The following is a 23,514-nucleotide window of genomic DNA, read 5'->3' as shown; positions in this document are numbered from 1 at the left end:
TATGGCTCAACAGAACGCCTATAACGCCGATGCCATCGAAGTACTGTCCGGTCTGGACCCGGTGCGCAAGCGCCCGGGCATGTACACCGACACCGCGCGGCCCAACCACCTGGCCCAGGAAGTCATAGACAACAGCGTCGACGAGGCGCTGGCCGGCCACGCCAAGGTCATCCAGGTGATCCTCCACGAGGACAACTCGCTGGAAGTGATAGACGACGGCCGCGGCATGCCGGTGGATATCCACCCGGAAGAGGGCATTCCCGGGGTCGAGCTGATCCTCACCAAGTTGCACGCCGGCGGCAAGTTCTCCAACAAGAACTACCAGTTCTCCGGCGGCCTGCACGGCGTCGGCATCTCAGTGGTCAACGCCCTGTCCAACCAGGTCGAGGTCAAGGTCAAGCGCGACGGCAGCGAGTACCGCATGTGCTTCGCCGACGGCTTCAAGGCCAGCGACCTGGAAGTGATAGGCAGCGTCGGCAAGCGCAACACCGGTACCAGCGTGCGCTTCTGGCCGGATGCGCAGTATTTCGACTCGCCCAGGTTCTCCATCAGCCGCCTCAAGCACGTGCTCAAGGCCAAGGCCGTGCTCTGCCCCGGCCTGGAAGTCACCTTCTGCGACAAGAACAGCAACGAGACCACCCGCTGGTACTTCGAGGACGGCCTGCGCTCCTACCTCACCGACGCCGTCAGCGAATACGCCCGCCTGCCCGACGAGCCGTTCTGCGGCAGCCTGGCCGGCAACAAGGAGGCGGTCGACTGGGCCCTGCTGTGGCTGCCGGAAGGCGGCGAGAGCCTGCAGGAAAGCTACGTCAACCTGATCCCCACGGCCCAGGGCGGCACCCACGTCAACGGCCTGCGCCAGGGCCTGCTGGACGCCATGCGCGAGTTCTGCGAGTTCAGGAACCTCTTGCCGCGCGGCGTCAAGCTGGCGCCGGAAGACGTCTGGGAACGCATCGCCTTCGTGCTGTCGATGAAGATGCAGGAGGCGCAGTTCTCCGGCCAGACCAAGGAGCGCCTGTCGTCGCGCGAGGCCGCCGCCTTCGTTTCGGGCGTGGTGAAAGACGCCTTCAGCCTGTGGCTCAACGCCCACCCGGAAACCGGCCTGCTGCTGGCCGAACAGGCCATCGGCAACGCCGGTCGCCGCCTCAAGGCCGGCAAGAAGGTCGAACGCAAGAAGATCACCCAGGGCCCGGCGCTGCCCGGCAAGCTGGCCGACTGCGCGGGCCAGGACCCGCTGCGCTCGGAGCTGTTCCTGGTCGAGGGCGACTCCGCCGGCGGCAGCGCCAAGCAGGCCCGCGACAAGGAGTTCCAGGCCATCATGCCGCTGCGCGGCAAGATCCTGAACACCTGGGAAGTCGACGGCGGCGAAGTGCTGGCCTCGCAGGAAGTGCACGATATCGCCGTGGCCATCGGCATCGACCCGGGTTCGAGCGACCTGTCGCAGCTGCGCTACGGCAAGATCTGCATCCTCGCCGACGCCGACTCCGACGGCCTGCATATCGCCACCCTGCTCTGCGCCCTGTTCGTCCGCCACTTCCGTCCGCTGGTGGAGGCCGGCCACGTCTACGTGGCCATGCCGCCGCTGTACCGCATCGACCTGGGCAAGGAGGTCTACTACGCCCTCGACGAGGCCGAACGCGACGGCATCCTCGAGCGCCTGACCGCCGAGAAGAAGCGCGGCAAGCCGCAGGTCACCCGCTTCAAGGGCCTCGGCGAGATGAACCCGCTGCAGCTGCGCGAGACCACCATGGACCCCAACACCCGCCGCCTGGTGCAGCTGGGCCTGGACGACTTCCAGGCCACCCACGAGATGATGGATATGCTGCTGGCGAAGAAGCGCGCCGGCGACCGCAAGAGCTGGCTGGAGACCAAGGGCAACCTGGCCGAGGTCCTGGCGTGAGGCGCGCCGTCGCCCTGCTCGCCCTGCTCGGCGCCGGCCTGGCCGGCGCGCAGGAACGGGAGCCACAGGCGCTGAGCCTGGTCGCCGAACACCGTATCGAGGGGCTGGAGAGCGGCCACCTGTCCGGCCTGGCCCGCTGCGGCGGCGAATGGCTGGCGCTGTCCGACCGCGACGACGAGCGCTTCTACCGCCTGCAGCCGGGCGAGCAGGCCTGGCAGGCCGAGGCCCTGCGCTTCGACGCCCCGCCACCGCCCGCCTCGGCCCTGCCCTGGGGCCTGCGCGCACGCACCTGGACGGTCGGCCGGCTGCGCGGCGGCATGCTCGATTTCGAGGCGCTGAGCTGCGATGCCCAGGGCAACCGCTACCTGCTCAGCGAGGCCTACGCCGGCGTTCTGCGCATCGCCCCCGGCGGCCCGGCCGAGTGGCTGCAGCTGCCCGACACGCTGATCCGCCAGGCCCGTGCCAGCGGCATGCTGCTGAGCCACAACGCCCTGTTCGAGGGCCTGGCCGTGGCGCCGAACGGCGAGACCCTGTGGCTGGCCGCCGAGCGCGAGCGCCGCGGCCTGCTGGTACTGCACAAGAGCGGTAGTCGCTGGCGCTGCAGCGGCGGCTGCGTGCTGCAGAGCGAGTCCGGCCAGCGCCGCTCGCCGCTCGAGGCGCAGAGCGACAAGCGCCATCCGCTGGATTTCTCCGACCTGGTCCTGCACGAGGGCAAGCTGTTCACCCTGCAGCGTCTGGAGCACCTGATCTGCCGGCGCGACCCGAGCAACGGCGAGCAGGAGAAGTGCTGGTCCTTCGCCGACACCGCCAGTCCCGCAGCGCGCCGCTACCCGCAACCCTGGGGCTCGGCCGAGGCCCTGGTGCTGAACGCCGAGGGCGCCTGGGTCGGCCTGGACAACGACGGCCAGGTGCGCGGCGACGGCGAGCGCCGCTCGCTGCTCTGGCAGTTCAAGGCACCCGCCGGCGGCTGGGGGGCGAAATGAGCGAGCCCGTCGCCGGCCAGCGCGCCGCCCGGGTGATGCTGGCGCTGGCCTGGATCGCCGCGCTGGCCATGGCCACCTACTGGTTCGGCGATTGGGAGGAGCGCCAGGCCCACCCCAATCGCCAGCTGCATTCGGTGCATGGCGACGGCTATATCGAGATCAGCCTGGCCGCCTCGCGCGGCGGCCACTACCTGCTGGACGGGCAGATCGACGGCCATAGCCTGACCTTCCTCCTCGACACCGGCGCCAGCGCCGTGGCCGTGCCCCAGGACCTGGCCGAACGGCTCGGCCTGGTGCGCGGCGGCGAGGTGCGCATCCGCACCGCCAACGGCACCGTCACCGGCTGGCGCACCCGCCTGGGCCTGCTGCAGCTGGGCGATATCCGCCTGCACGACGTGGCGGCGCTGATCACCCCCGGCATGGACGGCGAAGAGGTACTGCTCGGCATGAGCGCCCTCAAGCAACTCGAATTCACTCAGAAAGGCGGCACCCTGGTGCTGCGCCAAAACACCCAACCATGAGGCCCGCATGAGCGAAACCCTCGATCTGAGCCTGGAAGGCGTCGAACGCCGGTCGCTGGCCGACTTCACCGAACAGGCCTACCTGAACTACTCCATGTACGTGATCATGGACCGCGCCCTGCCGCATATCGGCGACGGCCTGAAGCCGGTGCAGCGGCGCATCGTCTACGCCATGAGCGAGCTGGGCCTGGATGCCGACGCCAAGCACAAGAAGTCGGCGCGTACCGTCGGCGACGTGCTCGGCAAGTACCACCCGCACGGCGACAGTGCCTGCTACGAGGCCATGGTGCTGATGGCGCAGCCGTTCAGCTACCGCTACACCCTGGTCGACGGCCAGGGCAACTGGGGTGCGCCGGACGATCCCAAGTCCTTCGCCGCCATGCGCTACACCGAGGCACGCCTGTCGCGCTACTCCGAGCTGCTGCTCGACGAGCTGGGCCAGGGCACCGTGGACTGGGTGCCGAACTTCGACGGCACCATGGACGAGCCGGCGACCCTGCCGGCGCGCCTGCCCAACCTGTTGCTCAACGGCACAACCGGCATCGCCGTGGGCATGGCCACCGACGTGCCGCCGCACAACCTGCGTGAAGTCGCCAGCGCCTGCGTGCGCCTGCTCGACGAGCCGGGCGCCACGGTCGAGCAGCTCACCGAGCACGTGCCGGGCCCGGACTTCCCCACCGAGGCGGAGATCATCACCCCGCGCGCCGACCTGCTGAAGATCTACCAGAGCGGCCGCGGCTCGGTGCGCATGCGCGCCGTGTACCGCGTGGAGGACGGCGACATAGTGGTCACAGCCCTGCCGCATCAGGTCTCCGGCTCCAAGGTGCTGGAACAGATCGCCGCGCAGATGCAGGCCAAGAAGCTGCCGATGGTCGCCGACCTGCGCGACGAGTCGGACCACGAGAACCCCTGCCGCATCGTCATAGTGCCGCGCTCCAACCGGGTCGACGCCGAGGAGCTGATGACCCACCTGTTCGCCACCACCGATCTGGAGTCGAGCTACCGGGTCAACCTCAACGTCATCGGCCTGGACGGCAAGCCGCAGGTCAAGGACCTGCGCACCCTGCTCAGCGAGTGGCTGCAGTACCGCGTCGGCACCGTGCGGCGGCGCCTGCAGTTCCGCCTGGACAAGGTTGAGAAGCGCCTGCACCTGTTGGAAGGCTTGCTCATCGCCTTCCTCAACCTCGACGAAGTGATCCGCATTATCCGCACCGAGGACTCGCCCAAGCCGGTGCTGATGGCCGCCTTCGGCCTCACCGAGGTGCAGGCCGACTACATCCTCGACACCCGTTTGCGTCAGCTGGCGCGCCTGGAAGAGATGAAGATCCGCGGCGAGCAGGACGAGCTGGCCAAGGAACGCGACAAGCTGCTGGCCCTGCTCGGCAGCGAGGCCAAGCTGAAGAAGCTGGTGCGCAGCGAAATCCTCGCCGATGCCGAGAAATACGGCGACGCACGCCGCTCCCCCATCGTCGCCCGCGCCGAGGCCCGCGCCCTGTCGGAAACCGAGCTGATGCCGACCGAGCCGGTCACCGTGGTGCTGTCGGAGAAGGGCTGGGTGCGCTGCGCCAAGGGCCACGACATCGACGCCACCGGTCTTTCGTACAAGGCCGGCGACGGCTTCAAGGCCGCAGCGCCCGGCCGTTCCAACCAGTACGCGGTGTTTATCGACTCCACCGGGCGCAGCTACTCGCTGGCCGCCCATTCGCTGCCTTCGGCGCGCGGTCAGGGCGAGCCGCTCACCGGCCGTCTGCAGCCGCCGCCGGGCGCCACCTTCGAATGCCTGCTGCTGCCGGACGACAGCGCGCTCTATGTGATCGCCTCGGACGCCGGCTACGGCTTCGTGGTCAAGGGCGAGGACCTGCAGGCCAAGAACAAGGCCGGCAAGGCCCTGCTGACCCTGCCCAGCGGCTCGCAGGTGGTGCCGCCCAAGCCGGTGGCCAGCCTGGAGAACGACTGGCTGGCGGCGGTGACCACCGAGGGTCGCCTGCTGCTGTTCAAGGTCGCGGACCTGCCGCAACTGGGCAAAGGCAAGGGCAACAAGATCATCGGCATCCCCGGCGAGCGGGTGGCGTCGCGCGAGGAATACCTCACGGACCTCGCCGTACTGCCGAGCGGCGCTACGCTAGTACTACAGGCCGGTAAACGCACCCTGTCGCTCAGGCCGGACGATCTGGAGCACTACAAGGGCGAGCGTGGCCGCCGCGGCAACAAGCTGCCGCGCGGCTTCCAGCGGGTCGACTCGCTGCTGGTGGAGACGCCGGGCGCCTGAGGCGCCTCGCCCCATCTCCGGGAGCAGGCCGCCGGTCAGTGCCCCCTCGCGTCCAAATCGGGCGAGGGACAAGGCGATCACCCTGCGGCAGCGCCGAGGCCGCGCAACGACCGGCAAGGAGAAGCGACATGGCTGCCGCCGAATTGCGCTGGCAACAGGACTCCCAGGGCCGCACGCATCTCTGCGTCAGCGGCCACTGGACCCTGGCCATGCGCAAGCCGGACCTGCAGACGGTGCTCGACGCCTGCGTCGACGAGGCCGGCGAGCTGCCGGTCAGGGTCAGCGTGGCGAGCTGGGACAGCAGCCTGCTGGCCCTGCTGCGCCGCCTGCTGCGCCAGGCCGAGGAGCGCCAGCTGACCCTGCGCTGGCTGGAGCTGCCGACGGACGTCGAACGCCTGCTGCAACTGGGCAGCGCGCACCCCATCCAACCCGACGGCCGGGCCCGCCCCGGCGGTCCGCTGACCCGCCTGGGCCTGCTGGCCATGGACGCCTGCGCCAGCCTGCTCAACGCCGCCACCTTCCTCGGCGACATCTGCCTGGCCCTGTGGGGCCTGCTGCGCGGCCAGGCGCGCATGCGCGCCGGCGACTTCTGGCTGGCCCTGCAGCAGTGCGGCCCGGGCGCCCTGCCGATAGTCGCGCTGATCGCCATTCTGGTCGGCCTGATCCTCGCCTTCGTCGGCGCCGCCCAGCTGCAGGTGTTCGGCGCCCAGCTGTATATCGCCAACATGGTGGCCATCGGCATGACCCGCGAGATGGGCGCGCTGATGACCGCGGTGATCATGGCCGGGCGCACTGGCGCGGCCTACGCCGCCGAACTGGGCAGCATGCAGGCCAACGAGGAGATCGACGCGCTGAAGACCTTCGGCTTCCCGCCGCTGGAGTTCCTGGTGCTGCCGCGCCTGCTCGCCCTGCTGCTGGCCATGCCGCTGCTGTGCGCCTTCGCCGACGCGCTCGGCATTCTCGGCGGCTTCATCATCGGCGCCGGGCTGTTCGATATCTCCGCCGCCCAGTACCTCAACCAGAGCCTGGCGATGCTCAGCCTCGGCGACTTCCTGCTGGGCCTGTTCAAGAGCCTGGTGTTCGCCGTGCTGATCGGCCTGATCGGCTGCCATTACGGCCTCTCCAGCGGGCGCAACGCCCAGGCCGTGGGCCAGGCGACCACCCGCGCGGTGGTCAGCATCATTGTCGCCCTGGTGATCGCCGATGCGCTGATCACCCTGATCTGCACCCAGCTGGGCATCTGAGATGCCGAGCATGATGGATGCCGTGCTGGTCGCCGAGCGACTCGACGCCGGCTACGGCACACGGGTGATCCAGCGCGACCTGCAGTTCAGCGTGCGGCGCGGCGAGGTGTTCGTGGTCATGGGCGCCAGCGGTTGCGGCAAGAGCACCCTGCTGCGCCACCTGATCGGCCTGCAGGCGCCGCTGGGCGGGCGCATGCTGTTCAACGGCGAGGACTTCTGGGCCCAGCCCGTGGCGCGCCGCGCCAAGCTGCAGCAGGACTTCGGCGTGCTCTACCAGAACGCCGCGCTGTGGGGCGCGATGACCCTGCGCGAGAACATCTGCCTGCCGCTGGAGGCTTACCGGCCCAACCTCTGCCGCGCCGAACTGGCCGAGCTGGCCGCGCTCAAGCTGGCGCTGGTCGGCCTCGGCGGCTGCGACGAGCTGTATCCGGCCGAGCTGTCCGGCGGCATGCGCAAGCGCGCCGCCCTGGCCCGCGCCCTGGCCCTGGACCCGCAGATGCTGTTCCTCGACGAGCCCTCGGCCGGCCTCGACCCGATCAATTCCATGGCCCTGGACGAGCTGATCCTGCAACTGCGCGACAGCCTCGGCGCCAGTATCGTGCTGGTGACCCACGAGCTGCCGAGCATCTTCACCGTGGCCGACACCTGCCTGTTCCTCGACGGTCAGAGCGGCACCCAGCTGGCCCTGGGCCCGCCCGCCGAGCTGTTGGCCCACGGCCCGCAGGCGGTGCAGCGCTTCCTGCGCCGCGACACGCGCCTGGCCGAGGAGGCGCCATGAGCGAGAGCCGCAAGCCGCTGCTGATCGGCAGTTTCCTGCTCGGTGGCCTGGCACTGCTGGTGGCCGGCATCCTGCTGCTGTCGCGCGAGAGCTGGTTCAGCCAGCCCAGCGAGTACGTGGTGTACTTCACCGGCGCGCTGGACGGCCTGGACGTCGGCGCCGACGTCACCTACCGCGGGGTGAAGATCGGCAACGTGCGCGAGATCCGCCTGTCCTACGATCGCAAGATCAAGGACGTGGTGATGCCGGTGATACTGCGCATCCAGCCCGAGCGCACGGCCGGCAAGCGCAGCTTCGACAAGGTCCTGGCGCAGCTGGTCAAGCGCGGCCTGCGCGCCCAGCTGCAGACCCCCAGCCTGCTCACCGGCAAGGCCATAGTGGCGCTGGACATGTTCCCCGGCCAGCCCGGCTATGTGCGCGAGCCCAACGAGGTCGACCTGCCCGTCATTCCCAGCGTGCCCTCGCGCATCGACCAGGCCGCCACCCTGCTGGGCGACCTGGTCGCCGAGATGCGCGAACTGCCCCTGCGCGAGCTGATCGACTCGGCCACCCAAGCGCTCAGGGGCATCGAGCGCCTGACCCGTTCGGACGACCTGAACCAGGGGCTGCACAGCCTCTCGGGCACCCTGGCCAACCTCGACCGCCTCAGCCTGCAACTGGAGCGGCGCCTGCCCGCCCTGCTCGATGCCGCCCAACGCAGCAGCGGCGAGCTCGACGCCACCCTGAGGGAAATCCGCCAGGCCTCGGCCGGCCTGCGCCAGGCGCTGGAGCAGGCCAACGCCCTGCTCGTCGACAGCCGCCGCAGCCTGGGCCCGCAGTCCGAACTGCAATACGAGCTGAGCCGCGCCCTCGACGATCTCGGCCGCGCCAGCAAGGCACTGCAGCGCACCGCCGAGGGCCTCGACCAGCAACCGCAAGCGCTGATCTTCGGGAAGCCCCAGCCATGAAAGCCCTGTTGCCGCTCGCCCTGCTCCTGCTCGCCGGCTGCGCGAGCGGCCCGCCGCCGCAGTTCTACCAGCTGCCGGCACCGCCGCTGAACGCCGCCGGTCCCGGTCCGGCGGTGCTGCTCGGCCCGCTGCAACTGGCCGACTACCTGCAGCGCGAGAACCTGCTGCAGCGCCACAGCGAGCAGCGCCTGGAAGTCAGCCAGCAGGCGCGCTGGGCCGGCAGCCTGAAGGACGACGTCGGCCGTCTGCTGCTGGCGACCCTGGCCGAGCGCCTGCCCAGCGACAATCTGGCGCTCTACCCAGACCGGGTCGGCTTCGCCGCCGACGCCCAGCTGCTGGTGCAGATCACCCGTCTCGACTCCGGTCCCGCGCAGCCGGCGGTGCTGGAGGCGCGCTGGCGGCTGTTGGATGGCGACGGCCGGCAGCGGGGCAGCGACCTGCTGCGCCTGGAGCAGCCCCACGACGGCAGCCTGGACGGCCAGGTGGCGGCCCAGGGCCTTTTGCTGCGTCGGCTCGGCGAGCGCCTGGCCGAGGCCGTGCGCGGTCTGCCGCCAGGCACTTGAGCGGCCGGCGCTGGAGTCCGGCCGCACTTTGGCGGATGATACGCGGCCGCGGGCCGCTGCCCGCCGCTTTCCGTACCAAGGCTTCCGGGTGAAGAAATGACTGCGCTGCGCCTCTCCGTCGTCCTGCTGCTGACCGGCCTGCTCGGCCTGGCCGGCTGTACCGCGCGCCATACGCTGCCGCTGTACCAGCTGGACAACGGCGACGCCCAGCCGCCGCGCCAGGAGCAGGGCCTGGCCGTGCTGCTCGGCCCGATCTCCATCGCCGACTACCTGCAGCGCGAGACCGTCCTGCAGCGCCAGCCCGACGGCAGCCTGCTGGTCGCAGAGGACGCGCGCTGGGCCGGCAGCCTGGCCGCCGACATCGACCAGCTGCTGTTACGCCAGCTGGCCTGGCGTCTGGACAGCCAGCGCACCGTGCTGGCCCCGACCACCGCCGAGTTCAAGGCCGAGGTGCAGGTGCTGCTCAGCGTCATCCGCCTCGACTCCGGCCCGGATCAGCCGGCCGTGCTGGAGGCGCAGTGGCGCCTGCTCGACCGCACCGGCCAGCTGCGCGACAGCCGCCTGCTGCGCCTGCAGGAGCCTCACACAGGCAGCGTCGCCGACCAGGTGCAGGCACAGAGCCGCCTGCTGCGCCAGTTGGCCGAGCAGCTGGCCCAGGCCATCGAACCCCTGCGCAACCAGCCGACGGCCGAGGCGGCCAAGCCGACCCCGGCGCCCAGGCCGACCCAGCCGAAGCCCCCTCAGGGCCCGAAGATCCCGATGGTCGGGCCGCCGCACAGCAATGGCGAAGTGCTGCGCTTCTGACCTCGACCTTGGTCGTCTGGTCGGCTTCGCCGCCAGCCACTAAGCTGCCAGTCCCATGAACCTTGCCGACATCCTGCTGCTGGCCCTGGCCGGTCTCGCCGCCGGCGCCATGAACGCCCTGGCCGGCGGCGGCACCTTCTTCTCCTTTCCCGCCCTGCTCGCCAGCGGCCTGCCGCCGGTCACCGCCAATGCCACCAATGCCGTGGCCCTGTGGCCGGCCAGCATCGCCGGCGCCTGGGCCGCGCGCGCCTCGCTGCGCCCACTGGGGCGCTACCTGCTGCCGCTGCTGCTGGCCGGGCTGGCCGGCGGCCTGGGCGGCGGCCTATTGCTGCTGGCCGGCGGCGACGGCGTGTTCCGCAGCCTGATTCCCTGGCTGCTGCTGCTCGCCACCGCGCTGTTCGCCGCCAGTCCCTGGCTGAGCCGCGCCCTGGCCGCGCGCCGGCGCGCGGCCGAGCGCCCCGCGCACACGCCGACTTCGCTCGTCGCGCATGCCGGCGTGTCGATCTACGGCGGCTACTTCGGCGCCGGTATGGGCATCCTGCAGCTGGCCGCCTTCTCCATCGAAGGCCATCCGCTGGCCCGCGCCAATGCGCTGAAGAACCTGATCTCGGCGGTGATCTACAGCGTCGCCAGCCTAACCTTCATCCTCGCAGGAAGGGTCAGCTGGGCGGAGCTGCTGGTACTGCTGGCCGGCGCCACGCTCGGCGGTTACGCCGGCGGAGCGCTGGGTGAACGCCTGCCACCCCGGCTGCTGCGCGCCCTGGTGATCACCGTCGGCGGCGGCATGACCCTCTACTATTTCTGGGCCACCCAGGCCCGCTGATTTGCCCCGGGCCGCGCGGCTCTGCTAGTGTCGCGCCCGATCCAATCCGCGCCGAGACAGTAGCCATGGCCCGCAAGAAAGCCGCCGATTTCGAAACCTCCCTCGCCGAACTGCAGACGCTGGTCGAGCGCCTAGAAAGCGGCGAGCTGTCGCTGGAGGACTCGCTCGGCGCCTTCGAGCAGGGCATCCGCCTGACCCGCGACTGCCAGGCCGCCCTGGCCCAGGCCGAGCAGAAGGTGCAGGTGCTGCTGGAGCGCGACGGCGAACTGGCCGAGGCGCCCTTCGACGCGGACGACCAGGCATGATCGCCGCCTACCAGCAGCGCTGCGCCGCCCGCGTCGACGCCGCGCTGGCCGAGCTGTTCGAGGCCCCGCGCGACGAGCTGGCCCGCCTCTACCGGGCCATGCGCTACAGCGTCGAGGGCGGCGGCAAGCGGGTGCGTCCGCTGCTGGTGTATGCCGCCTGCGAGGCCCTGACCGGCGACCTCGACCAGGCCGACGGCGCCGCCTGCGCGGTGGAGCTGATCCACGCCTACTCGCTGGTGCACGACGACCTGCCGGCGATGGACGACGACGACCTGCGCCGCGGCCAGCCGACCACCCATATCGCCTTCGACGAGGCCTGCGCCATCCTCGCCGGCGACGGCCTGCAGGCCCTGGCCTTCGAGGCCCTGGCCGCACCCCGGCACAACCCGCAGGAGGCGCAGCTGCGCCTGGCCATGATCCAGGCCCTGGCCCGCGCCGCCGGCCCGGCCGGCATGGTCGGCGGCCAGGCCATCGACCTCGAGTCGGTGGGCCGGCGCATCGACCGCTCCGCCCTGGAGACCATGCACCGGCACAAGACCGGCGCGCTGATCGAGGCCAGCGTGCAGCTCGGTGCCCTGGCCAGCGGCAATGCCGACGAGCGCGCCCTGCGCTGCCTGAGCCAGTATGCCCAGGCCATCGGCCTGGCCTTCCAGGTGCAGGACGACATCCTCGACGTGGAGAGCGACACCGCCACCCTGGGCAAGACCCAGGGCAAGGACCAGGCCCACGACAAGCCGACCTACCCCGCCCTGCTCGGCCTCGACGCCGCCAAGGCCTACGCCCTGGAGCTGCGCGACCAGGCCCTGCACGCCCTGCGCGCCTTCGGCGACAGCGCCGAGCCGCTGCGCGAGCTGGCCCGCTACATAGTCGAGCGGCGCAGCTGAGCGCGACATCGCGGCAATTGGGCGCGGACCGGCGCATCGGGTAAACTGCCGCATCTTTTGCATACCTATAACGATTCGCCTGATGCCGACCACCTTTCACGAGATCCCTCGCGAGCGCCCCGCCACGCCCCTGCTCGACCGCGCGGACACCCCGGACGGCCTGCGCCGCCTGGCGGAGAGCGAGCTGGAGACCCTCGCCGACGAGCTGCGCCAGTACCTGCTGTACAGCGTCGGCCAGACCGGCGGGCACTTCGGCGCCGGTCTCGGCGTGGTCGAGCTGACCATCGCCCTGCACTACGTCTTCGATACCCCCGACGACCGCCTGGTATGGGACGTCGGCCACCAGGCCTATCCGCACAAAATCCTCACCGGCCGCCGCGAGCGCATGGCCACGCTGCGCCAGAAGGACGGCCTGGCCGCCTTCCCGCGGCGCAGCGAGAGCGAATACGACACCTTCGGCGTCGGCCACTCCAGCACCAGCATCAGTGCCGCACTGGGCATGGCCATCGCCGCGCGCATGCAGGGCAGCAAACGCAAGGCGGTGGCGGTGATCGGCGACGGCGCACTGACCGCCGGCATGGCCTTCGAGGCGCTCAACCATGCCTCCGACGTCAAGGCCAACATGCTCGTCGTGCTCAACGACAACGACATGTCGATCTCCAAGAACGTCGGCGGCCTGTCCAACTACCTGGCCAAGATCATCTCCAGCCGCACCTACGCCAGCGTGCGCGAGGGCAGCAAGAAGATCCTCTCCAGCCTGCCGGGCGCCTGGGAGATCGCGCGCAAGGTCGAGGAGCACGCCAAGGGCATGCTGGTGCCCGGCACCCTGTTCGAGGAGCTGGGCTGGAACTACGTCGGCCCCATCGACGGCCACGACCTGCCCACCCTGCTGGCCACCCTGCGCAATATGCGCGACCTGGACGGCCCGCAGTTCCTCCATGTGGTGACCAAGAAGGGCAAGGGCTTCGCCCCGGCCGAGGCCGACCCGATCGGCTACCACGCCATCACCAAGCTGGAGCCGCTGCAGGCCACCGGCCAGCCGAAGAAGGCCTCCGGGCCCAAGTACTCCAGCGTGTTCGGCCAGTGGCTGTGCGACATGGCCGCCGCAGACCCGCGCCTGGTCGGCATCACCCCGGCGATGAAGGAAGGCTCCGACCTGGTGGCCTTCAGCGAGCGCTACCCCGAGCGCTATTTCGACGTGGCCATCGCCGAGCAGCACGCGGTGACCCTGGCCGCGGGCCTGGCCTGCGACGGCGCCAAGCCGGTGGTGGCGATCTACTCCACCTTCCTGCAGCGCGCCTACGACCAGCTGATCCACGACGTGGCGGTGCAGAACCTCGACGTCACCTTCGCCATCGACCGCGCCGGTCTGGTCGGCGAGGACGGCCCGACCCACGCCGGCAGCTTCGACCTGTCCTACCTGCGCTGTATCCCCGGCATGCTGGTGATGACCCCCAGCGACGAGAACGAACTGCGCCTGCTGCTCTCCACCGGCTACCAGTTCCAGGGCCCGGCGGCGGTGCGCTACCCGCGCGGCAGCGGCCCCAACGCGACCATCGAGCCGGCGCTGCAGACGGTTGAGATCGGCAAGGCGGTGCTGCGCCGCCAGGGCCAGAAGGTCGCCCTGCTGGTGTTCGGCGTGCAACTGGCCGAGGCCCTGCAGGTGGGCGAGAAGCTGGATGCGACGGTGGTCGACATGCGCTTCGTCAAGCCGCTGGACCAGGCCCTGCTGCGCGAGCTGGCGGCCAGCCATGAGCTGCTGGTGAGCATCGAGGAAAACGCCGTGATGGGCGGCGCAGGCAGCGCGGTGAGCGAGTTCCTCGCCGCCGAGAACCTGCTCAAGCCGCTGCTGCACCTGGGCCTGCCGGACTACTACGTGGAACACGCCAAGCCGGCGCAGATGCTCGCCGAGTGCGGCCTGGACGCGGCCGGCATCGGGGCCGCCGTGTGTCGCCGCCTGCAGCAACTTGAGCCGCGCTCAAGCTGAACCCGACTAAACTCGCTTGAGCTGCAACACGCCGTGCACTAAGGTGCGCGGCGTTTTTGCTTTCCATCGGGTGCGCCGGCCACAGGCCGGCGATAATCGGGAAGCCGGTGCGCTGCATAAGCAATCCCGGCGCTGCCCCCGCAACGGTAATCGACCGCAGCCTGGCTGCAGGTCCGCGCAACGCCACTGGGTTCCCCCCGGGAAGGCAGGCGGATCGGTGTCGAGAGCCCGGAGACCGGCCCGCTGGATTTCGACTGGTGCTGCGGAGGGCCGCGCCGTCAGGCGCCGCCGCGCGCCTGTGCCGGCCCTCCTCGAAGCGCGAACCTTTGAGGATCATCGATGAAGCTGTCCCATTCCCTGCCCCTCTCGGCCCTGGCCGCGGCCCTGCTTCCCGGCACCCTCCCGGCCGCCGAGCAGGAGGCTGCGATCAAGCTGCCCGAAACCCTGATCACCGCCAATCGCGAGGTGCAGCAGCGCGCCGCCAGCAGCAGCGCCAGCACGGTGTTCACCCGCGCCGATATCGAGCGCCTGCAGCCCACCTCGGTGGTCGAGCTGCTCAACCGCGTGCCCGGCGTTCAGGTCACCAGCAACGGCACCGGCAGCCTGGCCGGCCTGTATATCCGCGGCACCAAGTCGGCCCAGAGCCTGGTGCTGGTGGACGGCATGCGCATCGGCTCGGCCAGCTCCGGCGACAGCAACCTGCAGCACCTCAATGTCGAGCAGATCGAGCGCATCGAGGTGCTGCGCGGCCCGCGCTCGGCGGTGTATGGCGCCGACGCCATCGGCGGCGTGGTGCAGATATTCACCCGCCGCAGCGCCGGCGACGGCCTGCGCCCCTTCGTACGCATGAGCTATGGCAGCAACGACAGCTGGCGGCGCAGCGCCGGCCTCTCCGGTGGCGACGAACGGACCCGCTTCAGCCTGGCCGGTAGCCTCGACGAAACCGACGGCATCGATCGCACCGGCCCCTCCTACGACTCCGACCAGGACCACGACGCCTATCGCAACAAGGCCTTCAGCCTGAGCCTCAGCCATAGTTTCAGCGACAGCCTGGAGGCCGGCATCAACGTGCTGGACCAGCGCGGCCGCAGCGAGTTCGACAACCCCTTCGGCCGCTTCGACATGGCCACCTTCGAGTCGGTCGGCCAGCAGCCCTACAGCGACTTCAGCCTCAGCAGCGTCTCCAGCTACCTCGACGCGCAGATCAACGACGCCTGGAGCAGCCGCCTGGAACTCGGCCACGCCGAGAACCGCGAGAAGAGCCTGGACAAGCTCAGCGCCGAGCGCGGCGTGTTCAACACCTACCGCGACTCGCTCACCTGGCTCAACACCCTGGATCTGAACGACAGCCACAGCCTGCTGCTGGGCGGCGACTGGTACGAGGACCAGCTGAACAGCAACACCGCCTTCGCGCAGCAGCAGCGCTGGAACCAGGCGGCCTTCGTCCAGCACCGCTACCAGGGCGAAAGCTTCTCCACCGAACTGGGCCTGCGCCACGACAAGAACGAGCAGTTCGGCAGCGAGAACACCTGGAGCGGCGCCCTGACCCTGCCGCTGAACGCCACCAACGACCTGATCCTGTCCTACAGCGAAGGCTTCCGCGCGCCGACCTTCAACGACCTCTACTACCCGGACTACAGCAACCCGAACCTCAAGCCCGAGCACTCCAAGAGCTACGAGCTGCAGTGGCGCAGCCAGCTGGCCGAGAGCACCAGCCTGGAGGCCTCGCTGTACCGCACCGATATCGAGGACGCCATCGCCAACGATCAGGACTTCATCCCGCAGAACATCGCCAAGGCACGCATCCACGGCTTCGAGGCAGCGCTGCAGCAGGAACTGTTCGGCTGGCAGGGCCAGCTGGGCGTGGCCTTCGTCGACCCGCGCGACCGCGACAGCGGCCACACCCTCAACCGCCGCGCCCGTCGCACCCTGAGCCTGGATCTGGACCGCAGCTTCGGCGACTTCGCCGTCGGCGCCAGCTGGCAGGCCGTCAGCAGCAGCTACGACGACCCGAACAATCAGTATCAACTGGGCGGCTACGGCCTAGTCGGCCTGCGCGGCAGCTGGCAGACGAGTTCCGAGCTGAAGCTGGAGGCGAAGATCGACAACCTGCTGGACAAGGATTACCAGCGCGCCCTGTACCAGCACGAAGGCCAGCGTTATGCCTACAGCCAGGAGGGCCGCAGCGCGCTGCTCGGCTTTGTCTGGACGCCCGAGCTGTAAGCGGCCCCGCTGACATAGGAGCGAGGGCGGCGCCGAGCCCTCTGCTCGCCAATGCAAGTGCGCGAGCAAGCTCGCCATCCTTGCCTCCTGAGGGCCGATCCTACCTGGCCCGAGCCAGCAACGCGCAGAGCTTCTCGGTAGCCGCCAGCATCTGGAAGCTGGGCCGTTCCAGGCCCTTGTCCGGCACCACCCACAGCTGCCGCAGACGCACCGCCGGCAACTGTGGCCAGGCCCGCCAGTGCTGCAGTTCTTCCTCGCTGCCGGCCAGTATCACCTGCGGCGCTCGGCTCAGCACCGCCTCGACGCTGACCTGCGGCGCCGGCAGCTGCAGGTCGGCGAAGATATTGCGCGCCCCGCACACGGCCAGGGCGTCGGCGATGATCTGCCGCCCGCCGATGCTGTACAGCGGCTGGTGCCAGACCTGGTAGAACACCGCCAGCGGCGGCTCGCGCCGGTACTGCCGGCGCAGCTCGGCCAGGCCCTGGAGAAACTCGTCGCGCAGCTGCCGGCCGCGCTCGCCGTGCCCGACCCGCGCGCCGATCTCGGCGAACTGCCCGGCCAGCTCCTCCAGATCATGCGGCTCGCCGACATAGAGCGGGATGCCGAAGGACTCCAGTTGCGCGCGCTGGGCTTGCGGCACGCTGTCCGGCCATAGCAGCAGCAGGTCGGGGCGCAGGGCCAGCAGGGTCTCCAGCTCGAGCTGGCCATAGCGCCCCACCGAGGCCACGCCGGCCAGCTCGGGCGGCCGCTCGCCACCGTCGAGCATGCCGACCAGGCGCGCCTCGGCGCCCAGTTCCAGCATGATCTCGGACATCGAGGGCGCCAGGCTGACCACTCGCTCCGCCGCCGCCAGCGGCAGGCCCAGCGCGAGCAGGCAGGCGCCCAGCAGCCAGCGCATCAGCCCAACTGGCGGGGAATGCGGTAGAGGCTGAGCAGCACCACGCTGCTCAACGCGAGGAGGATCAGGGCGACGGCATTCAGCCCGCTGAACAGGGCGATGGCGCCGATCCAGGCCGGCAGACCGGCGCCGAGGAAGGCCTTGCGCCGCTGCACGGCCAGGGCCAGCCAGGCCTCGCGCTCGTGCTCGCCATCCAGCGCGCGTTCGGTGGCGAGCAGCGCGCGCTTGTAGGCGGAGAACAGCGGCAGGCTGACAAACATCGAGGCCAGGCCGGCGATGAACAGCGGCATCTCCAGCACGCCGGGCAAGACCCGGCTGGCGCCGAACAGCAGGTTGAGGAAGAACAGCGGCGCCAGGGCGAAGCCGAGCCAGCGCCACCATTCCAGGGCCAGCCGGCGGCGCACCTCGGCGCGGGTCACTCGGTCTCTTCCTGGTGCTGCAGCCCCAGCATGTGGCCGAGTTTGCCGGCCTTGGTCGCCAGGTACTTGCGGTTGTGCGGGTTGAGGCCGAACTCCAGCGGCCGGCGCTCGGCCACACGCACGCCGAAGCCCTCCAGCGCCTTGACCTTGCGCGGATTGTTGGTCATCAGCTGGACCTCGCGAATGCCCAGATGGTCGAGCATCGGCTGGCAGATCGAGTAGTCGCGCTGGTCGGCGGCGAAACCCAGACGCTCGTTGGCCTCGACCGTGTCGGCACCGGCGTCCTGCAGTTCGTAGGCGCGGATCTTGTTCAGCAGGCCGATGCCGCGGCCCTCCTGGCGCAGGTACAGCAGCACGCCGCGGCCCTCGGCGGCGATGGCGCGCAGGGCGGCCTCGAGCTGGGCGCCGCAGTCGCAGCGCTGGCTGAACAGGGCATCGCCGGTCAGGCACTCGGAGTGCAGGCGGCCCAGCACCGGCCGGCCGTCGGCGATATCGCCCAGGGTCAGGGCCACGTGCTCCTTGCCGGTCTCCTGGTCGAGGAAACCATGCATGGTGAACACCGCGAAGGGCGTGGGCAGCTTGGAGGCGGCGACGAAGACGACGGGCACCGGGTGCTCCTGTGATGATTCGGCAGAAAGGCCGGCATTGTACCAGTCGCGGCGGCACCCGGAGCAGCCTGAATTACCGGGGATAAGGATCGAAAGGGCCGATGGATCGGCCAAGGCTTGCTAGAACTTGGACTCCAGCTGCAGCACGCCGTTGTCCTCGCGCCAGCGCACCCGGCTGAGGAAGCTCATGCCCAGCAGCACCTCGGTGGGCGAGTCGCCCTCCAGCACCGCGGCCTCCACGCCGAGCACCTCCAGGGCGCCGACCTTGACGCTGTTGAGCTTGATGCGCCAGCCGCGCACGTTGCCGCCGGCGGTGCTGGCCACCATGGGCCGGCCCTGCACCCGGTAGTCGATGCCCAGGCGACGGGCCTGGCCCTCGTTCATCGCCACCGAGGTGGCGCCGGTATCGACCAGGAACTGCACCGGATGGCCCTCGATGGAGCCGGCGATCCAGTAGTGGTCACCGACGCCCTTGCTGATGCTCACCTGGGTCTTCTGCGGCCCGCTGCTGCCGGCCTGGTTGTACTCGCGCGACAGGCCATAGCTGCGCTGCACGCCATCCACTTCGAGCACCGCCCCCTTGCTGTCGGCGCTGATCACCTTGACTCCGCCGGGGCCGGTCTGCCCGGCACGCACCAGCTTGCGCTGGCCGTCCACCAGGAGCACCGCCGCATTCGGGAACAACCCCACCACCTGCACCAGGGTCTCGGCCTGGATCAGCGGAGCGAGGGCCAGCAGCAGGCCGGCGGCGAACGACTCAAGGCGACGCATCGGGAATCTCCATGTCCTCGTCGAAGGGGTAGGGTTGCTGCCAGCGCCGGAATATCGGCTGCAGCTCGCCAGTACGCAAAAGCTCGACCATGCGCCCGTCGTACAGCGTGGCCAGGGCGCGACCGCGGGCAGTATCGGCAAAGCCGGGGTAGAGCGGCAAGCGGGTCAGGCGCGTGCTGCGAAAGCGTTCCGGTTGCGGGCTGCCGGCCAGCACATCGGCCACCTCGGTATCGGCATCGATATAGAAGTCGGCATGGCCACGCTCGAGCATGCCGAGGATGCCACCGCGGCGCTCGATCTCCTTGAAGTTCAGCGGCCCCGGCAGGTACTGCTGATAGCCGTAGCCACGCATCCACACCAGGCGGTAGTTGCCCAGGCTGCGCAGCTCCGGCGCCGGCAGCGAGGCCAGTCCGAGCGCCTGGATCAGGTCGGCGTCGTAGGGCCGGCGCGGGTAGAGCACGCCCTCTTCGACCTCGTCCTTGTAGGAGCCGAGAAAGGCATCCGCCTCGCCACGCTGGACCAGGCCGATGGAGCGCATATAGGGCTCGTTGCGCCAGCGCACCGCGACACCGGCCGGCTCGAACACCCGGCGGATGATTTCCCAGGCCAGGCCGCTGCCGTCCGGATTGGTGTGCCCGGCCCAGTATTCGCTGACCAGCACCAGCTCCGCCGGCACATGCTCGGCGGCCTGCGCGGCGGGCCCGCACAGGCCCAACAGCAAACCCAACAACCAGGCACGCATGCCCACCTCCGGCTAGGCCAGGCCCCAGACCAGCAACTGCATCGCCAGCCAGGCGAATACCCCGGCCAGCACGTCGTCCAGCATGATGCCGACACCGCCATGTACATGCCGGTCGATCCAGCGGATCGGCCAGGGCTTGAGGATGTCGAACACCCTGAATACTACAAAGCCTAGCAGCAACCACTGCCAGCCTTCGGGAACCAGCCACAGGGTAATCCACATGCCGACCATCTCGTCCCAGACGATGCCCTCGTGGTCGTGCACACCCATGTCATCGGCCACCCGGCCACACAGCCAGAAGCCGAACAGCATGCTGATGCCGAGCATCAGCCAGTAGCCCCAGTCCGGCAGCATCTGCCACAAGGGGATGAAGGGGATGGCCACCAGCGAGCCCCAGGTGCCCGGTGCCTTGGGCAACAGCCCTGAGCCGAAACCGAAGGCGAGGAAATGCCAGGGATTGCGCCACACGCGCGGCGCGACTTTCACGACCTCAGTCACCATTGCTCCCGAAGTGTTGGTAACCCGCCCGAGGCGGCTCGATAAGGCAGCCCTGGCCGTCCAGCAGTCGCACGCCCTGCCCCGCCAGCGCCCGGCCGATCACCACGGCCTCGGGCCATTGCGCGCGCAGGGCCGCGAGGTGCTCGGGCGGCAGGGTAAAGGCCAGGCGGTAATCGTCGCCGCCGGCCAGCGCACAGTCCGTCGCCCGCACCCCGGCGATGGCGCGCAGGGCCGGCGACAGCGGCACGGCGTCGCGTTCGATCTGCAGCGCCACAGCGGAGGCCGCGGCGATATGGCCGCAGTCCGCCAGCAGGCCGTCGGACACATCCAGCGCCGCCGTGGCCCGGCCGCGCAGCCACTGGCCCAGGGCCAGCTGCGGCTGCGGCGCCCAGTAGCGCTGCAGCAGGTAGTCGGCATGCTCGCCAGCACTCGACTGTTCGCCCAGCACCAGCGGCAGAGCCCCGGCGCCATCGCCCAGGCTGCCTCCGACGCAGAGCAGGTCGCCCGGCCGCGCACCGCCACGGGTCAGCGCCTGGCCGGCTGGCAGGCGGCCGAACACGCTGAGAGTCAGGCTCAACGGCCCGCGCGTGGTGTCGCCGCCGACCAGGGCGATGGCGCAGTCGCGGGCCATCCGCGCCAGGCCGCGAGCGAAGCCGTCCAGCCAGTCCTCGCGCACCTCGGGCAGGGTCAGGGCCAGGGTGAAGGCGATCGGTTCGGCGCCCATCGCCGCCAGATCGCTGACGCTCACGGCCAAGGCGCGCTGGCCGAGCAGGAAGGGATCGCAGGGCTGGGGGAAATGCACGCCGGCCACCAGGCTGTCGGTGGACACCGCCAGCTGCTGGCCGGGCGGCAGCTGCAGCAAGGCGCAGTCGTCGCCGATGCCCAGGGCGACGCCTGCGGCCGCCTGCGCGCAAGGCGCGGCGGCGAAGTAGCGGCGAATCAGCTCGAACTCACCCATGACCGACTCCCCTCCCCCCCCGGACAAATCGGCAGGAAAGCCGATTTGGGCCACGCAAGCTGGCCGTAGGCCGAGCCACAGGGATGTGGCGAGCCCAGAGGGGTTGGGGGTGAGAGAGCTCCCAGCCCAGACTCATGTGTCAGCGCTTGTTGGCGTTGACTTCGGCGGCGCGCAGCTTGGGTGCCAGCTTGTCCAGCACGCCGTTGACGAACTTGTGCCCGTCGGTGGCGCCGAACACCTTGGCCAGCTCGATGCCTTCGTTGATCGCCACCTTGTAGGGCACGTCGACGCGGTTCTTCAGCTCCCAGGCGGACAGGCGCAGGATGGCCAGCTCGACCGGGTCCAGCTCTTCCAGGGGGATGCTCAGGAAGGGCGCGAAGGCCTCGTCCAGCTCGGGTTTCTGCTGCGCCACGCCGACGAGAATCTCGTGGAAGTAGGCGCCGTCGACGCCGCTGAAATCGTTATCGACGCGGAACTGCGCCTCGATCTCGCTCAGCGACTGGCCGGCCATGTGCCACTGATACAGCGCCTGCATGGCCAGGCTGCGGGCCACGCGGCGCTGGGCGATCTTGCCCTTGGCCTTGGGCTGCGGGGCGTCCTGGCTGTCGTCGCGATTCAGGCTCACTTGGCCTCCAAGGCCGCCAGCAGGCTGACCATTTCCAGGGCGGACAGGGCGGCTTCGGCGCCTTTGTTGCCGGCCTTGGTGCCGGAACGCTCGATGGCCTGCTCGATGGAGTCGACGGTCAGCACGCCGAAGGCGACCGGCACGCCGTATTCCATGGAGACCTGGGCCAGGCCCTTGGTGCACTCGCCGGCGACATACTCGAAGTGCGGGGTGCCACCACGGATCACCGCGCCAAGGGCGATGATGGCGGCGAACTCGCCGCGCTGGGCGACTTTCTGGGTGACCAGCGGAATCTCGAAGGCGCCCGGGGCGCGGATGATGGTGATGTCGCTTTCCTTCACGCCGTGGCGAACCAGGGCGTCGACGGCGCCGCTGACCAGGCTCTCGACGACGAAGCTGTTGAAGCGGCCAACCACCAGGGCGAATTTGCCTTGCGGGGCGATGAAGGTACCTTCGATGGTCTTCAGGGTCATGGGCGAGTCTCTGTCTGTATAAAGAGCCGGGGCGCTGCAGGGGCGCCCCGATAACATTAGCTTTAGCCCCCCTCTCCCGTTTACGGGAGAGGGGTTGGGGCGGCCCGCGCAGGGGAGAGGGCTCCGCGCAGACACCCCCTCTCCCATCCTACGGGCACCCTCTCCCCAATGGGGCGAGGGTCATCGGATGCGGCCTACGGCCGCCCCTCATTCAGCGGGCAGATATTCTACAACTTCAAGGTCGAAGCCGGATATGGCGTTGAACTTCATCGGCGAACTCATCAGGCGCATCTTGCGCACGCCCAGGTCGCGCAGAATCTGCGAGCCGGCGCCGACCGTGCTGTAGGTGGCCGGGCTCGGCGCCTGCTGGCGGCTGAGGTTGGCCAGCAGCTCGGGGCCGCTGAGCGGGTTGCCCAGCAGCAGCACCACGCCGCTGCCGGCCTTGGCCACCTCGGCCATGGCCGCGCGCAGGCTCCAGCGCCCCGGCTGGTTGACCAGGAACAGGTCGCGCAGCGGGTCCATGTTGTGCACGCGCACCAGGGTCGGCTCCTCGGCGCATACCTTGCCCAGGGTCAGGGCCATGTGCGCGGTGTTCTCCACGCCGTCGCGGTAGGTAACCAGGCTGAACTGACCCAGCTCGGTGTCCAGCGGCTGCTCGCTGATGCGCTCGACGGTGCGCTCGTGGATCAGGCGGTAGTGGATCAGGTCGGCGATAGTGCCGATCTTCAGCCCGTGCGCCTCGGCGAACTGCTCCAGCTCAGGGCGCCGGGCCATGGTGCCGTCGTCATTCATGATCTCGCAGATCACCCCGGAAGGCTCGAAGCCGGCCATGCGCGCCAGGTCGCAGGCCGCCTCGGTGTGGCCGGCACGGGCCAGCACGCCGCCCGGCTGGGCCATCAGCGGGAAGATGTGGCCGGGGCTGACGATGTCATCGGCCTTGGCGTTGCGCGCCACGGCGGCCTGCACGGTGCGCGCGCGGTCGGCGGCGGAGATGCCGGTGGTCACGCCCTCGGCCGCCTCGATGGAGACGGTGAACTTGGTGCCGAAGCCGGAACCGTTGCGCGGCGCCATCAGCGGCAGGTTGAGCAGCTCGCAGCGCTCGCGGGTCATCGGCATGCAGATCAGGCCGCGGGCGAAACGGGCCATGAAGTTGATATGTTCGGCCTGCACACAGTCCGAGGCGATGATGATGTCGCCCTCGTTCTCGCGGTCCTCGTCATCCATGAGGATGACCATCTTGCCGGCGCGGATGTCTTCGATCAGTTCTTCTGCGGTATTCAGGGCCATGGCG

Annotated in this window: 24 protein-coding genes and 1 riboswitch; of the genes, 14 read left to right on the top strand and 10 right to left on the bottom strand. The window is 69.8% G+C overall.

The features are described 5' to 3' along the window. Position 1: 1 nt before the first annotated feature. The 14 genes from parE (at position 2) to AAFN46_RS00470 (ending at position 16,231) form a co-directional block, all read left to right on the top strand. Complete coding sequence (parE, locus tag AAFN46_RS00535; RefSeq protein WP_347806732.1) at positions 2 to 1,900, top strand: DNA topoisomerase IV subunit B; 1,899 nt, start codon at positions 2 to 4, stop codon at positions 1,898 to 1,900. Beyond that, complete coding sequence (locus AAFN46_RS00530; RefSeq protein ID WP_347806731.1) at positions 1,897 to 2,883, top strand: esterase-like activity of phytase family protein; 987 nt, start codon at positions 1,897 to 1,899, stop codon at positions 2,881 to 2,883. Before parE ends, AAFN46_RS00530 begins: the two co-directional genes overlap by 4 nt. Continuing rightward, positions 2,880 to 3,404, top strand: coding sequence for a TIGR02281 family clan AA aspartic protease (locus tag AAFN46_RS00525; RefSeq protein ID WP_347806730.1), 525 nt, complete (start codon positions 2,880 to 2,882; stop codon positions 3,402 to 3,404). Before AAFN46_RS00530 ends, AAFN46_RS00525 begins: the two co-directional genes overlap by 4 nt. A gap of 7 nt (positions 3,405 to 3,411) precedes the next feature. Beyond that, positions 3,412 to 5,673 (top strand): DNA topoisomerase IV subunit A, encoded by a 2,262-nt coding sequence (parC, locus tag AAFN46_RS00520; protein WP_347806729.1) that lies wholly within the window; start codon positions 3,412 to 3,414, stop codon positions 5,671 to 5,673. A gap of 128 nt (positions 5,674 to 5,801) precedes the next feature. After that, entirely contained in the window at positions 5,802 to 6,917 is a 1,116-nt protein-coding gene (locus AAFN46_RS00515; protein WP_347806728.1) for an ABC transporter permease, read from the top strand. 1 nt (position 6,918) lies between these two features. Then, a complete protein-coding gene (locus AAFN46_RS00510) occupies positions 6,919 to 7,695 on the top strand; it encodes an ATP-binding cassette domain-containing protein (protein WP_347806727.1) in 777 nt (258 codons plus the stop codon). Further along, complete coding sequence (locus AAFN46_RS00505; RefSeq protein WP_347806726.1) at positions 7,692 to 8,642, top strand: MlaD family protein; 951 nt, start codon at positions 7,692 to 7,694, stop codon at positions 8,640 to 8,642. The genes AAFN46_RS00510 and AAFN46_RS00505 overlap by 4 nt, the downstream gene beginning before the upstream one ends. After that, positions 8,639 to 9,205 (top strand): PqiC family protein, encoded by a 567-nt coding sequence (locus AAFN46_RS00500; RefSeq protein ID WP_347806725.1) that lies wholly within the window; start codon positions 8,639 to 8,641, stop codon positions 9,203 to 9,205. The genes AAFN46_RS00505 and AAFN46_RS00500 overlap by 4 nt, the downstream gene beginning before the upstream one ends. A 96-nt stretch (positions 9,206 to 9,301) precedes the next feature. Continuing rightward, positions 9,302 to 10,009, top strand: a complete 708-nt coding sequence (locus AAFN46_RS00495; RefSeq protein WP_347806724.1) for an ABC-type transport auxiliary lipoprotein family protein — start codon at positions 9,302 to 9,304, stop codon at positions 10,007 to 10,009. Between the two features lie 55 nt (positions 10,010 to 10,064). Then, the gene (locus AAFN46_RS00490; RefSeq protein ID WP_347806723.1) at positions 10,065 to 10,832 is read left to right on the top strand and encodes a sulfite exporter TauE/SafE family protein; all 768 of its coding nucleotides are present in this window, start codon (positions 10,065 to 10,067) and stop codon (positions 10,830 to 10,832) included. Positions 10,833 to 10,897: 65 nt separating this feature from the next. Next, positions 10,898 to 11,137, top strand: coding sequence for an exodeoxyribonuclease VII small subunit (locus AAFN46_RS00485; RefSeq protein WP_347806722.1), 240 nt, complete (start codon positions 10,898 to 10,900; stop codon positions 11,135 to 11,137). Next, positions 11,134 to 12,021 (top strand): (2E,6E)-farnesyl diphosphate synthase, encoded by an 888-nt coding sequence (gene ispA, locus AAFN46_RS00480; protein ID WP_347806721.1) that lies wholly within the window; start codon positions 11,134 to 11,136, stop codon positions 12,019 to 12,021. The genes AAFN46_RS00485 and ispA overlap by 4 nt, the downstream gene beginning before the upstream one ends. 82 nt (positions 12,022 to 12,103) lie before the next feature. After that, positions 12,104 to 14,008 (top strand): 1-deoxy-D-xylulose-5-phosphate synthase, encoded by a 1,905-nt coding sequence (gene dxs, locus AAFN46_RS00475; protein WP_347806720.1) that lies wholly within the window; start codon positions 12,104 to 12,106, stop codon positions 14,006 to 14,008. A gap of 51 nt (positions 14,009 to 14,059) precedes the next feature. After that, a riboswitch (cobalamin riboswitch) is annotated at positions 14,060 to 14,267 on the top strand. Between the two features lie 80 nt (positions 14,268 to 14,347). Beyond that, positions 14,348 to 16,231 (top strand): TonB-dependent receptor, encoded by a 1,884-nt coding sequence (locus tag AAFN46_RS00470; RefSeq protein ID WP_347806719.1) that lies wholly within the window; start codon positions 14,348 to 14,350, stop codon positions 16,229 to 16,231. A gap of 100 nt (positions 16,232 to 16,331) precedes the next feature. Here the strand turns inward: AAFN46_RS00470 and AAFN46_RS00465 are convergent, their stop codons facing one another. The 10 genes from AAFN46_RS00465 to ribBA all read right to left on the bottom strand — a co-directional run bounded on the left by AAFN46_RS00465 (position 16,332) and on the right by ribBA (position 23,510). Further along, on the bottom strand, positions 16,332 to 17,129 hold the full coding sequence (locus tag AAFN46_RS00465) for a cobalamin-binding protein (RefSeq protein WP_347806718.1): 798 nt from the start codon (positions 17,127 to 17,129) through the stop codon (positions 16,332 to 16,334). Then, the gene (locus AAFN46_RS00460) at positions 17,129 to 17,548 is read right to left on the bottom strand and encodes an MFS transporter (protein ID WP_347806717.1); all 420 of its coding nucleotides are present in this window, start codon (positions 17,546 to 17,548) and stop codon (positions 17,129 to 17,131) included. Before AAFN46_RS00460 ends, AAFN46_RS00465 begins: the two co-directional genes overlap by 1 nt. Continuing rightward, positions 17,545 to 18,156 (bottom strand): GTP cyclohydrolase II, encoded by a 612-nt coding sequence (ribA, locus tag AAFN46_RS00455; protein WP_347806716.1) that lies wholly within the window; start codon positions 18,154 to 18,156, stop codon positions 17,545 to 17,547. The genes AAFN46_RS00460 and ribA overlap by 4 nt, the downstream gene beginning before the upstream one ends. A gap of 120 nt (positions 18,157 to 18,276) precedes the next feature. Beyond that, positions 18,277 to 18,927 carry a TIGR02281 family clan AA aspartic protease gene (locus tag AAFN46_RS00450; protein WP_347806715.1) on the bottom strand — a complete coding sequence of 217 codons (651 nt, stop codon included), beginning with the start codon at positions 18,925 to 18,927 and terminating at the stop codon, positions 18,277 to 18,279. Next, on the bottom strand, positions 18,914 to 19,669 hold the full coding sequence (locus AAFN46_RS00445; protein WP_347806714.1) for a transporter substrate-binding domain-containing protein: 756 nt from the start codon (positions 19,667 to 19,669) through the stop codon (positions 18,914 to 18,916). Before AAFN46_RS00445 ends, AAFN46_RS00450 begins: the two co-directional genes overlap by 14 nt. 12 nt (positions 19,670 to 19,681) lie before the next feature. Continuing rightward, complete coding sequence (locus AAFN46_RS00440; protein WP_347806713.1) at positions 19,682 to 20,167, bottom strand: phosphatidylglycerophosphatase A; 486 nt, start codon at positions 20,165 to 20,167, stop codon at positions 19,682 to 19,684. Then, positions 20,160 to 21,125 (bottom strand): thiamine-phosphate kinase, encoded by a 966-nt coding sequence (thiL, locus tag AAFN46_RS00435; RefSeq protein WP_347806712.1) that lies wholly within the window; start codon positions 21,123 to 21,125, stop codon positions 20,160 to 20,162. The genes AAFN46_RS00440 and thiL overlap by 8 nt, the downstream gene beginning before the upstream one ends. A 139-nt stretch (positions 21,126 to 21,264) precedes the next feature. Beyond that, positions 21,265 to 21,750: a transcription antitermination factor NusB gene (gene nusB, locus AAFN46_RS00430; protein WP_347806711.1), complete on the bottom strand. Its 486-nt coding sequence runs from the start codon at positions 21,748 to 21,750 to the stop codon at positions 21,265 to 21,267. Continuing rightward, on the bottom strand, positions 21,747 to 22,223 hold the full coding sequence (gene ribE, locus AAFN46_RS00425) for a 6,7-dimethyl-8-ribityllumazine synthase (protein WP_347806710.1): 477 nt from the start codon (positions 22,221 to 22,223) through the stop codon (positions 21,747 to 21,749). The genes nusB and ribE overlap by 4 nt, the downstream gene beginning before the upstream one ends. A gap of 207 nt (positions 22,224 to 22,430) precedes the next feature. Further along, the gene (ribBA, locus tag AAFN46_RS00420) at positions 22,431 to 23,510 is read right to left on the bottom strand and encodes a bifunctional 3,4-dihydroxy-2-butanone-4-phosphate synthase/GTP cyclohydrolase II (RefSeq protein ID WP_347806709.1); all 1,080 of its coding nucleotides are present in this window, start codon (positions 23,508 to 23,510) and stop codon (positions 22,431 to 22,433) included. Positions 23,511 to 23,514: the final 4 nt, after the last annotated feature.

This window comes from Pseudomonas sp. CAU 1711 (genome assembly GCF_039888625.1).
GTDB lineage: Bacteria > Pseudomonadota > Gammaproteobacteria > Pseudomonadales > Pseudomonadaceae > Aquipseudomonas.
This window is presented reverse-complemented; position numbering and strand designations above follow the sequence as displayed.